The 16,290-nt window shown below is 43.6% G+C and carries 14 protein-coding genes; 13 read left to right on the forward strand and 1 reads right to left on the reverse strand.

The window, feature by feature from the left end:
• The first annotated feature begins 235 nt into the window (after positions 1-235).
• The 13 genes from pyrR to IGI92_RS08150 all read left to right on the forward strand — a co-directional run bounded on the left by pyrR (position 236) and on the right by IGI92_RS08150 (position 14,273).
• Positions 236-772 carry a bifunctional pyr operon transcriptional regulator/uracil phosphoribosyltransferase PyrR gene (pyrR, locus tag IGI92_RS08090; RefSeq protein WP_005235992.1) on the forward strand — a complete coding sequence of 179 codons (537 nt, stop codon included), beginning with the start codon at positions 236-238 and terminating at the stop codon, positions 770-772.
• Positions 773-791: 19 nt separating this feature from the next.
• Positions 792-2,072 carry a solute carrier family 23 protein gene (locus IGI92_RS08095; RefSeq protein WP_430608446.1) on the forward strand — a complete coding sequence of 427 codons (1,281 nt, stop codon included), beginning with the start codon at positions 792-794 and terminating at the stop codon, positions 2,070-2,072.
• Positions 2,073-2,119: 47 nt separating this feature from the next.
• Positions 2,120-3,046 carry an aspartate carbamoyltransferase catalytic subunit gene (locus IGI92_RS08100; RefSeq protein WP_005235988.1) on the forward strand — a complete coding sequence of 309 codons (927 nt, stop codon included), beginning with the start codon at positions 2,120-2,122 and terminating at the stop codon, positions 3,044-3,046.
• Between the two features lie 36 nt (positions 3,047-3,082).
• The gene (locus tag IGI92_RS08105) at positions 3,083-4,366 is read left to right on the forward strand and encodes a dihydroorotase (protein ID WP_008379867.1); all 1,284 of its coding nucleotides are present in this window, start codon (positions 3,083-3,085) and stop codon (positions 4,364-4,366) included.
• Position 4,367: 1 nt separating this feature from the next.
• A complete protein-coding gene (locus tag IGI92_RS08110; protein WP_005235984.1) occupies positions 4,368-5,447 on the forward strand; it encodes a carbamoyl phosphate synthase small subunit in 1,080 nt (359 codons plus the stop codon).
• Between the two features lies 1 nt (position 5,448).
• Complete coding sequence (carB, locus tag IGI92_RS08115; RefSeq protein ID WP_005235983.1) at positions 5,449-8,634, forward strand: carbamoyl-phosphate synthase large subunit; 3,186 nt, start codon at positions 5,449-5,451, stop codon at positions 8,632-8,634.
• A gap of 21 nt (positions 8,635-8,655) precedes the next feature.
• A complete protein-coding gene (locus IGI92_RS08120; protein WP_008379873.1) occupies positions 8,656-9,432 on the forward strand; it encodes a dihydroorotate dehydrogenase electron transfer subunit in 777 nt (258 codons plus the stop codon).
• Entirely contained in the window at positions 9,432-10,355 is a 924-nt protein-coding gene (locus IGI92_RS08125) for a dihydroorotate dehydrogenase (RefSeq protein ID WP_430608448.1), read from the forward strand. The genes IGI92_RS08120 and IGI92_RS08125 overlap by 1 nt, the downstream gene beginning before the upstream one ends.
• Positions 10,355-11,074: an orotidine-5'-phosphate decarboxylase gene (gene pyrF, locus IGI92_RS08130; RefSeq protein ID WP_008379878.1), complete on the forward strand. Its 720-nt coding sequence runs from the start codon at positions 10,355-10,357 to the stop codon at positions 11,072-11,074. Before IGI92_RS08125 ends, pyrF begins: the two co-directional genes overlap by 1 nt.
• Complete coding sequence (pyrE, locus tag IGI92_RS08135) at positions 11,071-11,706, forward strand: orotate phosphoribosyltransferase (protein WP_430608449.1); 636 nt, start codon at positions 11,071-11,073, stop codon at positions 11,704-11,706. The genes pyrF and pyrE overlap by 4 nt, the downstream gene beginning before the upstream one ends.
• A 157-nt stretch (positions 11,707-11,863) precedes the next feature.
• Positions 11,864-12,541, forward strand: a complete 678-nt coding sequence (locus tag IGI92_RS08140) for a carbonic anhydrase family protein (protein WP_016620153.1) — start codon at positions 11,864-11,866, stop codon at positions 12,539-12,541.
• Between the two features lie 323 nt (positions 12,542-12,864).
• Positions 12,865-13,782: a helix-turn-helix domain-containing protein gene (locus tag IGI92_RS08145; RefSeq protein ID WP_430608450.1), complete on the forward strand. Its 918-nt coding sequence runs from the start codon at positions 12,865-12,867 to the stop codon at positions 13,780-13,782.
• Positions 13,782-14,273, forward strand: a complete 492-nt coding sequence (locus IGI92_RS08150; RefSeq protein ID WP_430608451.1) for a pyridoxamine 5'-phosphate oxidase family protein — start codon at positions 13,782-13,784, stop codon at positions 14,271-14,273. The genes IGI92_RS08145 and IGI92_RS08150 overlap by 1 nt, the downstream gene beginning before the upstream one ends.
• 254 nt (positions 14,274-14,527) lie before the next feature.
• On the opposite strand, the gene efbA is transcribed toward IGI92_RS08150, so the two are convergent.
• Positions 14,528-16,228 (reverse strand): fibronectin-binding protein EfbA, encoded by a 1,701-nt coding sequence (efbA, locus tag IGI92_RS08155; protein ID WP_016620149.1) that lies wholly within the window; start codon positions 16,226-16,228, stop codon positions 14,528-14,530.
• Between the last annotated feature and the right edge of the window lie 62 nt (positions 16,229-16,290).

Raw genomic sequence — 16,290 nt, forward strand, 5'->3', positions numbered from 1 at the left:
TGTGAGAACTGTATAGTAATTGTAACAACTAAATAACTCCTTTAAATGTAGTCCCGTGAGGCTAAGAAGGAATGAGTAAGCAGACGACTCCCGCGTTGGAGATTCGAACCCTTACTAGATGATAACGTGTACCCAAAATCCACAGAATGGGATTTTAGGCAACGATCGGAAAACATGACTCCTACCTCAAGCAGGTAGGAGTTTTTTTATGTTCAAAATTAGGAGGGAATAACATATGGCAGCGAAAGAAGTAGTAGATGCAGTAACAATGAAACGAGCGTTAACGCGGATCACCTATGAAATTATAGAAAGAAATCGCGGCATTGATAACTTGGTGCTGGTAGGGATCAAAACCCGCGGCATCTATATCGCGCAACGAATAGCAGAACGTTTAAAACAACTAGAAGGCGTAGAAGTACCTGTCGGTGAATTGGACATCACCTTGTACCGAGATGACAAAAAGGCAGAAGATGATCCAGAGATCCATTCATCAGACATCCCGACTGCCATTGATGGCAAAGAAGTCATCTTGATCGATGATGTCTTGTTTACAGGACGGACGATTCGGGCAGCTTTGGATGCCATCATGGATATTGGTCGACCAAAAAGAATCTCACTCGCCGTTTTAGTTGACCGCGGTCATCGTGAACTGCCGATTCGGGCAGATTTTGTTGGAAAAAATATTCCAACTGCTTTAAGTGAAGAAATTATCGTGGAGATGGAAGAATCCGATGGTTCTGACCGGATCATGATCAATAAAGAAAACGACTAGGAAGAAGAGTGACAGCAACATGCAGAAGCAAGAATTTCGTAATCCAGACGCAGTTTTAGACATCAAAGATCGGCCCAAAGCACTGCCTTGGTTAGGCCTAAGCTTACAACATCTTTTCACGATGTTTGGGGCAACCGTTTTAGTTCCGATCCTCGTTGGGATCAACCCAAGCATCGCTTTAGTTAGTTCAGGTATTGGAACATTGGTTTACTTGGTCACGACGAAAGGGAAGATTCCAGCGTATCTAGGCAGCAGCTTTGCGTTTATCGCAGCGATGCAGATGCTGATGAAATCTGACGGCTACCCAGCTATCGCACAAGGCGCCATCACGACTGGGTTGGTCTACGTGATCGTTTCGATGATCATTAAACGTGCAGGTGCTGCTTGGTTGGATAAGATCTTACCACCGATCATTGTCGGTCCTGTGATTATGGTGATTGGATTAGGGTTAGCCGCTAACGCAGCTCAGAATGCGATGTACAATGACTCAGTCTACGATTTCAAGTACATTCTGGTAGCGTTGGCTACCTTAGGATTAACGATTTTCTTCAATATGTTTCTGCGAGGGTTCTTAGGACTGATTCCGATCCTTCTGGGGATCGTGGGCGGATACTTGATCGCCTTAGCAGCGGGAATCGTCGATGTACAGCCCATCATTGACGCCAACTGGTTTGGCATGCCGAGCTTCGAGATTCCCTTCATTAACTATGAACCAAAACTGTATCTGAATGCGATCACGACGATGGCGCCGATCGCTTTTGTTACCATGACCGAACACATCGGTCATCTGATGGTCTTGAACAAATTAACCAAGCGGAACTTTTTTGAAGAGCCCGGCTTGAACCGAACACTTTTGGGCGATGGTTTTGCTCAAATCGCAGCCGGTCTCGTTGGGGGACCCCCAGTGACAAGTTACGGAGAAAACATCGGGGTTTTAGCAATTACACGGGTCCACAGTGTGTTCGTCATCGGTGGTGCGGCAATTCTAGCCATCGTACTAGGCTTCGTTGGAAAACTAAGCGCATTGATCTTAAGTATTCCTGGTCCAGTCATCTCAGGGATCAGCTTCCTGCTCTTTGGCGTCATCGCTGCCAGCGGGTTGAAAATTTTGATCGACAACAAAATCGATTTTGATCGTAAGAAGAATTTGATCATTGCGTCAGTGATCCTTGTGGTAGGAATCGGCGGTCTTGTCTTCACGATCGGTACCTTCACATTATCCGCAATGGCGTTAGCAACTGTCCTAGGAATCTTCTTGAATCTTATTTTACCTGACAGCTCTCGCAGCGAAGAAAAATAACTTGTGCCAACTCATCGTTTAAACAGAATCAAAGGAGGAATTCATTCATGATTATTCAATCCGAAAGAATCAGCTTAAAGCATCTTTTGACGGTAGAAGCATTGACGGACCGTGAAGTGATGGGACTCATCCGCAGAGGACAAGAATTCAAAAGAGGGGCGAAATGGATGCCCCAAAAAGAACAATATTTCGCAACAAATCTCTTTTTTGAGAACAGTACCAGAACCCACAAAAGCTTCGATGTTGCTGAGAAAAAACTAGGGATCGAAGTCATCGAATTTGAAGCCTCCACCAGCTCTGTTCAAAAAGGCGAGACCTTGTATGACACGGTCTTGACGATGTCAGCTTTAGGTGTAGACGTTGCGGTCATTCGCCACGGCGATGAAAACTACTACGACGCTTTGATCCAAAGCAAAACGATCCAGTGCAGTATCATCAATGGCGGGGACGGCAGCGGCCAACACCCAACGCAATGCTTGCTAGATCTGATGACGATCTATGAAGAGTTTGGGCATTTTGACGACTTGAAAGTCGCAATCGTAGGTGATATCACCCACTCACGGGTCGCAAAATCAAACATGCAAATGTTGAAGCGTCTCGGAGCGAAAGTCTTCTTCTCAGGTCCAAAGGAATGGTATGACGAAGAATTTGAAGTATACGGTCATTGGCTACCATTAGACGAATTGGTTGCAGAAGTCGATGTTATGATGATGCTTCGTGTCCAGCACGAGCGCCATGATGGAACGGAAAGCTTTTCCAAAGAAGAATACTTAAAAAATCACGGGTTGACCGTCGAACGGGCCGCAAGAATGAAAGAGCATGCGATCATAATGCACCCAGCGCCGGTCAATCGCGATGTGGAATTGGCTGATGCGCTAGTTGAAAGCTTACGCTCACGAATCATCACACAGATGTCCAATGGCGTCTTTGTTCGAATGGCGATTCTTGAAGCGGTGTTGAACGGTAAGGCCTAACAGGCAAAAAGGAAAGAATTAGAGGAGGAAGTTTACATGAAAACACTCATTAAAAACGGTAAAATCATCAAAAAAGACAATCACTGTGTTCCTGCAGCAATTTGGATCGAAGAAGGAATCATTCGCGGGATCGGTACAGCATTTCCCGAAACAGATTTTGACGAAGTCATCGATGCCAAAGAGCAATTGATCACGCCAGGTTTAGTGGATGTTCATGTACACTTCAGAGAACCAGGCTTTGAATACAAAGAAACAATTGAAACGGGCAGCATCGCAGCAGCTCGCGGTGGGTTCACGACAGTTTGCGCAATGCCAAACCTTGACCCAGTTCCCGATACACCGGAAAAATTAACAGCTGTTTACGAAAAAATCAACGCAGATGCGTCAATCAATGTCTTACAATACGCCCCGATCACAGAAAACTTACGCAGTGAAACGTTGACGGATGCAGCTGGAATGAAAGCTGCTGGCGCTTTCGCCTTGACGAACGATGGCGTGGGTGTTCAGACTGCTGGCACAATGTATCTGGCCATGAAGCAAGCAGCCGAAAATGACTTGGCCTTGGTTGCCCATACAGAAGATGACTCCTTACTCTTTGGCGGCGTGATGCATGCTGGTAAAAAAGCAGAAGAACTTGGACTACCGGGGATCTTGAGTGTAACGGAAGCTTCTCAAATCGCTCGTGATGTACTTTTGGCGGAAGCAACAGGTGCTCATTACCATGTCTGCCATGTCTCGACCAAAGAAAGTGTTCGAGTGATCCGAGATGCCAAAAAAGCTGGTATCCATGTGACAGCTGAAGTTTCTCCTCATCATTTGCTTCTAATCGATGAAGATATTCCTGCCGATGAAGGCTTTTGGAAAATGAACCCACCGTTACGTGGGCAAGAAGACCGTGAAGCGTTGATCAAAGGTCTGCTGGATGGCACGATCGATTGTATCGCGACGGATCATGCCCCACATGGCTATGAAGAAAAAATGCAAAGCTTTTTAAAAGCACCATTTGGCATCGTCGGATCAGAATATGCCTTCCAATTGTTGTACACTCATTTTGTCAAAACAGGACGCTTTACCTTGCAGCAACTAGTGGATTGGATGACCGTGAAACCAGCATCAATCTTTGGTCTAAGCGCCGGAACGATGATGGTCGGAGACAAAGCCGATCTCGCGATTTTTGACTTAGAATCAGCTTATAACGTGGATCCTAAGCAATTTCTATCAAAAGGAGTCAATACGCCTTTCGGTGGATGGACGTTATATGGGGATACAAGTTATACATTTGTAAATGGAAAATTAGTATGGCAAAAAGGTGGGCAATAATATGAAACGTTGGCTTATTTTAGAAGATGGAACATACTTTGAAGGCGAAGGCTTTGGTGCCAGTATCAATGTTTTTGGTGAGATTGTTTTTACCACCAGCATGACGGGCTATCAAGAAGCCATTACGGATCAAAGTTTTAACGGACAAATCATTACGTTTACGTATCCGATGGTTGGAAATTACGGCGTCAACCGAGACGACTACGAATCAATTTCACCGACTTGTAAAGGGGTCGTTGTGAAAGAACACGCGCGTCTAGCGAGCAATTGGCGGAAACAGCTGACGTTAGATGAATTTTTAAAACGCAAAAATATTCCAGGGATCGCAGGAATCGATACACGTGCGCTGACAAGAAAGATCCGTCAACATGGGACCATGAAAGCGAGTATCGTTGATGCAGGAGATGTCTTTGACCATGCCTTTGATCAATTAAAAGCGGCGGTTTTACCAACCAATCAAGTGGCACAAGTTTCTACCTCAAAACCTTATCCAAGTCCTGGAACGGGTCGCAATATCGTGGTCATCGACTTCGGCTTGAAGCACAGTATTTTACGGGAATTGTCACGCCGCAACTGCAATTTAACGATTTTACCATACAATACGACAGCGCAAGAAATTTTAGACCTCGCACCAGATGGTGTAATGCTGACAAATGGACCGGGTGATCCTAAAAGCTTGCCAGAAGCAATTAAAATGATACAAGGGATTCAAGGCAAGGTACCGATCTTCGGGATTTGTTTAGGCCATCAGCTCTTCTCATTAGCGAATGGGGCAGATACCTATAAAATGAAGTTCGGTCACCGCGGATTGAACCATCCGGTAAGAGAGATCGCCACTGGTCGGATCGATTTTACCTCACAAAACCATGGCTTTGCTGTGGATGAAGCATCCATCGATCCTGAAAAACTAATGGTGACACACGTCGAAGTGAACGATGGCACGATCGAAGGGGTTCGTCATCGCCGCTACCCAGCATTCAGTGTCCAATACCACCCAGATGCGGCACCGGGCCCGCATGATGCGGTCCACTTATTTGACGAATTTTTAGAGATGATCGATGCATGGAAGGAGCAGAACTAATATGCCAAAACGTACAGATATCAAGAAAATCATGGTAATCGGTTCTGGACCGATTATTATAGGACAAGCGGCAGAATTTGATTATGCCGGTACACAAGCTTGTTTAGCTTTACGAGAAGAAGGCTACGAAGTGGTGTTAGTCAATTCGAATCCCGCAACGATCATGACGGACAAAGAAATTGCTGACAAAGTCTACATTGAACCAATCACATTTGAGTTTGTCTCACGGATTTTACGTAAAGAACAGCCTGATGCAATTTTACCGACATTAGGCGGACAAACGGGCTTGAATATGGCGATGGAATTAGCCAACTCAGGTATTTTGGATGAATTAGGAATTGAGTTGCTAGGAACCAAATTAGCGGCAATCGATCAGGCAGAAGATCGAGATTTATTCAAACAATTAATGGAAGAATTGGATCAACCGATCCCAGAATCCGAAATCGTATCAACGGTGGAAGCAGCAGTTGAATTTGCGAAAAAAATCGGCTTTCCAATCATTGTTCGTCCAGCATTTACGCTAGGAGGAACGGGCGGTGGCATGTGTAACAATGAAGAAGAATTACGCCAAATCGCTGAAAACGGCTTGAAGCTCTCGCCCGTGACCCAATGCTTGATTGAACGTAGTATTGCTGGGTTTAAAGAGATCGAATATGAAGTGATGCGGGATTCTGCAGACAACGCGATCGTTGTTTGTAATATGGAAAACTTCGATCCAGTCGGCATCCACACCGGCGATTCCATCGTCTTTGCCCCTAGTCAAACACTGTCAGACCATGAATACCAAATGTTGCGAGATGCGTCATTAAAAATTATTCGCGCATTAAAAATAGAAGGTGGTTGTAACGTTCAGTTGGCACTTGATCCACATAGCTTTAATTACTATGTGATTGAAGTAAATCCAAGGGTTTCTCGTTCGTCTGCACTAGCAAGTAAAGCAACAGGTTATCCAATTGCCAAATTGGCAGCGAAAATTGCCGTCGGTTTAACATTGGATGAAATGAAAAATCCAGTCACAGAAACCACCTATGCAGAATTTGAACCCGCCCTTGACTATGTTGTGGCAAAAATTCCTCGCTGGCCGTTTGACAAGTTTGAAACCGGGGAACGTCGATTAGGAACACAAATGAAAGCAACTGGAGAAGTGATGGCCATTGGTCGTAATATTGAAGAGTCATTACTGAAAGCTGTTCGTTCATTGGAAATCGGCACACATCATATCGAAATGAAAGAACTAGAAGCTCTTTCTGACAATGATCTGATGGAGAAGGTCATCAAGGCCCAAGATGATCGCCTGTTCTACGTCATGGAAGCCATCCGAAGAGGGTATACTATCGAAGATTTGAATGAAATGACGAAAATCGATTTATTCTTCTTAGATAAAATGCTTCACATCTTTGAGATCGAACAAGCATTAGCAAACGAACCACATTCCCTTGATGTGTTGAAAAAAGCCAAGCAAAACGGCTTTACGGATAAAAAGATCGCTGAGCTGTGGGAAACCACGGAAGCTGAGATCCGCACGCTGCGTCATGAGCAAAAGATTTTGCCCGTCTACAAAATGGTAGATACATGTGCCGCAGAATTTGAATCAGCAACACCTTATTTCTACAGCACCTATGAGTTTGAGAATGAAAGCAAGCGCAGTGAAAAAGAATCTGTTCTTGTCCTAGGTTCTGGACCGATCCGAATCGGACAAGGGGTGGAGTTCGACTATGCAACAGTGCACTCGGTGAAAGCGATCCAAGCTGCTGGCTATGAAGCGATCATCATGAACAGTAATCCTGAAACGGTTTCGACTGATTTTTCTATCTCCGACAAGCTGTATTTTGAACCGTTGACCTTAGAAGATGTCTTGCATGTGATCGATTTGGAACAGCCAATTGGGGTCATCGTCCAATTTGGCGGGCAAACGGCGATCAATTTAGCCGAACCTTTGGTGAAAGCCGGAGTCAAAATCCTAGGCACCAGCATTGAAGATCTTGATCGTGCCGAAAACCGCGATCTCTTTGAGCAAGCATTACAAGCATTAGATATTCCGCAACCACCAGGCGACACGGCGACGAACGAACAAGAAGCGATCGCCATCGCACAAAAAATCGGCTATCCTGTTTTAGTCCGCCCAAGTTATGTCTTAGGGGGACGTGCGATGGAAATCGTGGAAAACCAAGCCGATTTAGAAGATTATATGCGTCATGCAGTGAAAGCATCACCAGAACATCCTGTCTTGGTCGATCGTTACTTGGTTGGTAAAGAATGTGAAGTCGATGCTATCTGTGACGGCAAAACTGTTTTGATTCCTGGAATCATGGAACATATCGAGCGTGCAGGGGTCCATTCAGGAGATTCAATGGCGGTCTATCCACCGCAAAATCTTTCGGATGAACTAATCGCTACGATCGAAGAATATACCAAACGCTTGGCATTAGGTTTAAATTGTATCGGTATGATGAATATCCAATTTGTCATCCATGAGAACAAAGTGTATGTCATTGAAGTAAATCCTCGTGCTAGCCGAACCGTGCCATTTTTAAGCAAGGTAACAGAGATCCCAATGGCACAAATTGCCACGAAGGCGATTCTCGGGGAAGAGATCACAGCGTTAGGTTATCAAGACGGACTTGCTCCAACACCAAATGAAGTACACATCAAAGCACCTGTCTTCTCCTTTACAAAACTTTTAAAAGTCGATACTTACTTAGGCCCTGAAATGAAATCAACGGGTGAAGTAATGGGATCAGATAAAGATTTGGCAAAAGCACTTTATAAAGCTTTTGAGGCATCAGGCCTGCATATTCCTGAATTTGGAAAAGCACTTTTCACCGTTGCAGACGAAAGCAAAGAAGAGGCAGCAGCACTGGCGGCGCGTTTCGTAGAGGTCGGCTTCACCTTAATGGCTACCAATGGAACCGCTGATTACTTTGAAGAAAAAGGCCTGCAAGTGACACGAGTTGCTAAAATCTCTGATCAACAAGCAGAAGAAACGGTTGTTGATTTGATCCGTAAAGGAACGACCCAAGTAGTAGTCAATACCATGGACAAAGATCGCCAAAATGCAACGGAAGACGGATTTATCATTCGCCGAGAAGCAGTGGAGCATGGTGTACCGACCTTTACTTCTCTTGATACAGCGGATGCAATTCTAAAAGTGATGGAATCCCGCAGTTTTTCAACAAAAGCAATTTAACGCAGATAAAGGAGTTTTTTGATGAAGCAAGAAATCATGACCATCAGCAAACAGCGTCAACTGGCACCACGGATTTTTGAAATGACATTGACTGGTGAATTAGTCAATGAGATGAGGACCCCAGGGCAGTTTCTGCACCTGCGGGTTCCTCAAAATGCCTTTCTTCTTCGCCGACCGATCAGTATCAATCATATCGATGCTGAGAAAAAAGAATGCCGAATCATTTACCGGGTCGAAGGAGATGGCACACGAATTTTTTCAGAAATGACCGTTGGGGATCCAATCGATGTGATGGGGCCGTTAGGAAATGGGTTTCGCTATCATCATTTAAACCAAGGGGACACTGCATTTATCGTAGGTGGCGGTATCGGTGTACCGCCGCTCTACGAACTATCGAAACGTCTGACGCAACAAGGGATCCACGTCATTCACTTTTTGGGCTTTGCCAGCAAAGACGTCATGTATTATGAAGAGGAATTTCGCGCACTGGGAGATACGAGGATCGCTACCGATGATGGCAGCGCTGGTTTACAAGGAAATGTTGGCAACCTGTTATTAGCTGCAGAGCAAACACCTGCGGCAGTCTTTGCCTGCGGAAATAACGGTCTTTTAAAAACCACCGCCCAGCTTTTCGAAGACCTTTCAGATGTTCAATTATCCATGGAAGCGCGAATGGCTTGCGGGATGGGTGCCTGTTATGCCTGTGTTTGCCATACGAAAGATGACGAACAAGGTACAAAAAGTGTCAAAGTTTGTGACGAAGGGCCTGTATTTCAGGCGAGAAAGGTGGTCATTTAATGTCGATCAACGTCGAGCTACCCGGATTGAGTCTAAAAAATCCGATCATGCCTGCCAGCGGCTGTTTTGGGTTTGGTGCAGAATATGATAAATATTATGACATCAGTCAATTAGGTGCGGTGATGATCAAAGCGACCACACCTGAACCACGTTTCGGCAATCCAACCCTAAGGGTAGCGGAAACGCCTAGTGGTATGTTAAATGCCATCGGGTTGCAAAATCCTGGGTTAGAAACGGTCATGAATCAAATATTGCCGGACTTAGCTCAAAAACATCCAGAGTTACCGATCATTGCAAACGTTGCTGGTTCGACCGTCGAAGATTACGTTCTTGTGTGTCAGGAAATCAGTCAGGCAGAAAATGTCAAAGCGATCGAATTGAATATCTCTTGCCCTAACGTCAAACATGGCGGTATCACTTTCGGAACCGATCCTGCGGTTGCTGGTGCATTGACTGAATCGGTCAAAAAAGTCTCGCAAGTGCCGATCTATGTCAAACTTTCGCCGAATGTGACGGATATTGTCCCAATTGCAAAAGCGATCGAAGCAGGCGGCGCCGACGGGTTTACGATGATCAATACGCTTTTGGGCATGCGGATCGATTTAAAAACACGAAAACCGATTTTAGCCAACCAAACCGGGGGCTTGTCTGGTCCATCAATCAAACCAGTGGCGATCCGCCTGATCAAACAAGTGGCGCAAGTTTCTCAATTACCAATTATTGGCATGGGGGGCGTGATGTCAGTGGATGATGTACTTGAAATGTATCTGGCAGGTGCAAGTGCAGTTGCAGTAGGAACTGCAAACTTTACCGATCCTTACATTTGCCCAAAATTGATTGAAGAATTGCCTATCCGAATGGCAGAATTAGGGATCACTTCTTTGGAACAGTTGATAAAAGAAGTGAGAGAGGAGCACGTGTGATGAGTGAACGACCAATTATTGCCTTAGATTTCCCCAACAAACAGGCTATTGAAACATTTTTAGCGCAATTTCCTGCGGGAGAAAAATTATTTGTAAAAGTTGGAATGGAGATTTTCTACCAAGAAGGACCAGCGATCGTCACTTGGTTGAAATCCTTTGGCCATGACATTTTTTTAGATTTAAAATTACATGATATCCCTAATACTGTTGGACGAGCAATGGAGCGCTTAGCTTCTTTAGGTGTTGCTTTGACGAATGTTCATGCAGCCGGCGGGATTGAAATGATGACTGCTGCTAAAAAAGGTCTGCAACAAGGAACCCCCGCTGGAGACAAAGTCCCTGATTTGATTGCAGTTACCCAATTGACCTCCACTAGTGAGGCACAAATGCATCATGATCAGCAGATCATGACGTCACTGCAAGAAAGTGTTATCCATTACGCCACTTGTGCCCAAAAAGCTGGATTAGACGGTGTTGTTTGCTCCGCACACGAAGCAAAACAGATCAAGCAAAGAACAACCGATGCCTTCATACGCTTGACGCCTGGTATCCGACCAGCTGGCAGTGAAGTTGGCGATCAAAAACGAATCATGACACCTGCACAAGCTCGCAATGCGGGGGCTACCATGATCGTTGTGGGACGTCCAATCACCCAGTCTAAGACACCGTATGAAAGTTATCTGCAAATAAAACAAGAATGGAAGGAAGCTAGCCAATGAAAGAACAATCCAATCAAATTGCCAAAGATCTTTTAGACATCGAGGCGATTTTTTTACGACCGAATGAACCATTTACTTGGGCAAGCGGCATCAAAAGCCCTATTTACTGCGACAATCGAATCACTATGAGTTATCCTCATGTACGTCGCGCCATTGCGAAAGGCTTAGCTGCAGTCATCAAAACGACTTATCCCGAAGCAGAAGTGATTGCAGGGACCGCAACAGCCGGGATTCCCCATGCTGCTTGGGTCGCTGAATTGTTAGATTTGCCAATGGTTTATATTCGCAGCAAAGCAAAAGAACATGGCAAAGGCAATCAAATTGAAGGTCGTATTCAGCCAAATCAAAAAATGGTCGTCATTGAAGATTTATTGTCAACAGGTGGCAGTGTCTTAGAAGCTAGTGAAGCAGCCAAAAGAGAAGGAGCCGACGTATTAGGCGTCGCTGCGATCTTTACTTACGAGCTGCCTCAAGTCCAAGAGAATTTTGACCAAGCAGGTCTATCCTATGTGACTTTGACAAACTATACAGCGTTGATCGAGTCGGCTTTAGAAACGGGTGCTATTCAAGAGTCTGATGTTGCCCTGTTACAAGAGTGGCGAAAAGATCCTGCTGCTTGGTTGAGTGAATAAGGAATTGAAATAAGAAACGGATATGTGAGGGAATGACCAAGCATATTCGTTTTATTTTTACCTATTTTCTGATAGCATTGGGAGAAAGTTTTTTTGATAGGAAGGGCTATTCCTTGCTGTCAACTTGAATTAGGAGGCTGTTTTTTTGAAAAGAAATATGGATGTTCCCTGGAGTTATTCCGGAGACAATGGACCTGAACATTGGCACACTTTGTGCGATTGGTATGCACAAGGCGCCGAATTTCCTTACCAATCCCCAATTGCTTTAGTTCACGATGAAACCGAAGAACCTATCGATCAGGACTTGGCTTTTCACTATAAACGAGAGCGGTTCACGGAAAAAGAATTCAAAAATACGATTCACTTCGTTCCATATAACAAAGAAAGTTATGTCACATTTAAAGGGATCAACTACTATTTGACGGATATTCATTTCCACATGCCGTCTGAACATATTATCGATGATGAACAGCAAGAATTAGAGTTTCATCTCGTCCATATGAATGAGGACGGAGAAAACTTGGTTGTGGGCATCTTATTCAAATTGACGGATAAGCTCAACTGGATCTGCAATCAGCAAGACGACAGCATCTGGGACTTTGAAAACCATACGCAATGGTTTGATCCGACTATGTTCTTACCAGAACGCACCCACCATTTCCATTATGTGGGTTCGTTGACGACACCGCCAACCAAAGGGCCAATCAATTGGTTCGTCTTTGACTGGATCGGGGAGATGAGCCGCCGCTTCATTTTGGAATTCCGGGAAGAAGTGTTAGAAAACAATAATCGCCCATTACAAGACCGCAAAGATCGGCCTATTTATTTCTATTAATTTATAAAAATAGATCCTTTTACGTAGTGTTTCTCACTGACTTCATTTGATGGTCAGTATAGAAACCACTTCGTAAGGGTAATCTATAAAAATGATGTTAGAATTTTTAGAATGTCATTGACTAGAAAAAGACGAAAACTCTTCGTCTTTTTTTATTTTTATATTCTAGGACCATGAAGGCTATGCTAAAATATTAAATAAGCTGATTCTCGGCAGTTAATGCATTGTGAAAATAAATACAAATATAGTTTTTTTTAGAAAAAGAGCAGACACGGTAAAGCTTTTTTGGCTGAGTATTTTATAGTGAAAGAAAGGAAATCCATATGCATGCATGGGAAGCAATCCAAAAATCCATCGATTTTATCGAAGACAATCTTGCTGAGTCGCTAGAGATCGAAACGTTAGCACAAGTCGCATCACTTTCTGTATTTTATTATCAACGCTTATTTACTCGCTTAGTTAAAATTTCTGTTAGGGAATATATAAAACTGCGTCGTCTGGCCAGAGCCGCTGTTTTATTAAAAGACAGAAAAAGTCGAGTCATTGAGGTCGCTTTTGAGGTTGGTTTTAGTAGCCATGCAGTATTTTCAAGAACCTTTAAGACCGTTTATGGACTTTCACCTTCTCTTTACCAAAAAGCGCCGATCGGCTTGCAAAATTTTGATAAGCCGGATCTATCTTTAGGGTATATTGTCACAGAAGAAGGCAATCCATTGATCAGCGAAGGAGTCGTTTTGGAGATTCAGAAGAAGCGAAATCAGCAACCGCTGGTTTTTTGTGGCGTTGTTGGTTACTATCCATTTAAGTATGGAAAAATGCTGGGCCAACGAACAGGGATTGATCCGATTGATGATATTTGGCATGATTTTTATCAAAAGACTGCCAATCAGCCTCGCACCGATCATTGCCTGATCGGTGTTTCATTTTTGGGAGATGCGCCTGAAGGCTATTCAAGTTATTTTGTTGGTCAAATATCTGATGGTTCGCAATTTCTCAACTGCACTGAATGGACTTTACCAGAACGTGAGTATATTGTTTGCAGCTTTGATACGGTCTCAGAGCAACTGATCATCAATATGGGAAAGGCGATGCGTTATACCCGTTTTTGGCTCAAGAAAAATGGCTGGATTGCTGAGAATTTTTTTCCTGAGCTTTATCGTAAAGGGGAAAATCATGTGGTTCATGTCGAATTATGGATTCCTTTTAAAAAAAGAATTAAGATGCAGGGAGGAACAGAATAATGACCCACCAGTATGAAGAAGGAATAAAGCTGCTTGAAGAAAAATTCGGATATTTTAAAGACAATGTGATTGCCCTTGCGACGACAGCTTGTGACAAAACTGTAGAGGGACACATACAACCAGTCGTTCGAGAAGTTGATGCTTTTTATGAAGAGGGCGTTTTTTACGTGTCGACACACGAGCAATCCAATAAAATCAAGCAAATCAAAAAGAACCCAGCAGTTTCCATTGCTGTTAGCGGTGAATGGTTTACTGCGGTCGGTCAAGGGGAGAATTTAGGTTGGGTGCTAGACCCTAAAAATGCAGAATTAAGATGCAAAATTCGCAAAGCCTTTGTCTGGTACGACGAAGTCAACAATGAGAATGATAAAGGCTGTTGCTTTCTAGCAATCCATTTGACCAAAGGAACGTTGAATATCAATCACTGGGAAAAGCTGTATCATTTTGATTTCGAGAAGAAAGTCACTATGGAGGATGGTGGAATTTATTAGCTAGCAGAAGCTACTTTCTCACGGTGATTTTCGAATGCCATTCTATCGGATCTAGCAGATACGTCGATGGCTAAATTCTGAGAAGGCTTGCCTTTTGTGTTTCAAGCTAAGCAAAATTGTCGCTGAAAGAGCAGTAGATAGAAGGAAAAAGCATAAAAACCGATCACAAGCGCGTGTAGTTTCGCAGCGCTTTTGTGGTCGGTTCTTCTATTGATTACACTATGATTTTTTGATCCGAATAGACTGAGGAGCAGCTAGGACTGTTTTAATCTCAAAATTCCCTCATCAGGTGTCACAAAAAGCGTTTTTTGATTCTCATAAATGACGAATCCAGGTTTGGCACCATTCGGTTTCCGAATATGTTTGACTTGCACATAGTCCACCGGTACTTGGGCAGATTGACGATATTTTGAGAAATATGCGGCAAGCTCTGCAGCTTCCATTAAGGTTGTCTCACTAGGATCATCCGAACGAATGATGACATGAGAGCCAGGAATATTTTTGGTATGCAGCCAGATATCACTCTTACGAGCTGTTTTTAAGGTCAGTTGGTCATTTTGTAAATTGTTTTTTCCAACGAAAATTTCTGTTCCGTCTGAAGAAAGAAATCGTTCTGGTTGCGAAGGAGCGGCTTTTTTACGCTGTTTCGTCCGATTTTTGACATAGCCTTGTGCAATCAGTTCTTCCCGAATAACCGCCAGATCCATTGGAGAGGCGATTTCTAATTGGGCTAACACGGATTCGAGATACGCGATTTCTTCTTTCGTTTCGGCAATCTGCTGATGGACCAATTTGACTGCATTTTTTAATTTCTGATAACGTTGAAAATATTTCTGAGCATTTTGATTGGGAGAAAGAGCGGGATCTAATTTGATCGTCAAAAGCCGATTCTCATCATAGTAATTTTCCAAATCAACTGAAGCAGCACCACGGGGGACTTGATTCATAAAGGTCGTCAAAAGCTCACCTTTTTGACGAAATTCTTCGGCGTTTTCTGAATCGATTAACGTTTGTTGGCGTTTCTTTAACTTCAATTGGTTCCGTTTCAGTTCATTCTCAATCTTCTTTAGTAATTCGCCACCTTGTTGTTTGACCCGATCTCTTTCCGCCTTGTCGTGATAAAACGCATCTAAAAGCTCGCTCAGACTCTGATAATGGGTGACAGTGGTGGTCGCATCGATCAATGATGGATAGGGAATTGGTGTGAAATATTCCTTTTTCTCTGACTGAAGATAACTTGGCGCTAGCTCCTGGGTAAGCTCTGTAAAGAAAGCTTCCCACTGACGCAGTTTTTCATTGGGATTGGCATTGATTCGAGCGATTAATTCTTCTGCTGTATCGCGGCCTAAGCCTTGGAATCGTTGTTGAAGTTCTTTTGCCGTCAAGGGATCGATGGTCGATAATTCTTCAAAAATTTTGGTGCGAGAGGCTGTAAAAGGATTAAGTGTTGTTTGCTTTGGTGGTGCAATATAAGTAGCACCCGGTAATAAAGTACGATACGTATTTTGTGAATGACCAATGTGTTTGATTGTATCGACAATTTTTCCGCTCGTCTTATTCATTAATAAAATCGTGCTGTGACGGCCCATCAATTCGACAATCAAGACGAGGGATTGTAAATCACCTAGTTCATCTCGTCGAGTAAAATGAAAATGGATCACACGGTCATTGTCGATTTGTTCGATTGATTCTAAGATCGCCCCTTCTAAATATTTCCGCAGCATCATCAAGAAATTCGGTGGGGTTTCTGGATTGCTATAGGCGATCGTTGTGCATTGCACACGAGCATAGGTGGGATGTGCGGATAGCAAAAGTTTATGATTTTTCCCTTGGGCACGGATCACAAATACGACCTCATTTTCATAAGGTTGATGAATTTTGTTCACACGTCCACTGGTTAATTGATTTTGTAATTCTTTGACCATTAAATGGGTAAAAACACCATCAAAAGACATATTGTTTCCCTCTTTTCTTATAAGGATAGTTTGACTGAGGGATTGATCCTTCCAATGTCAAA

The sequence above is a fragment of the Enterococcus sp. DIV2379 genome (assembly GCF_050542965.1).
Lineage (GTDB): Bacteria > Bacillota > Bacilli > Lactobacillales > Enterococcaceae > Enterococcus_D > Enterococcus_D entomosocium.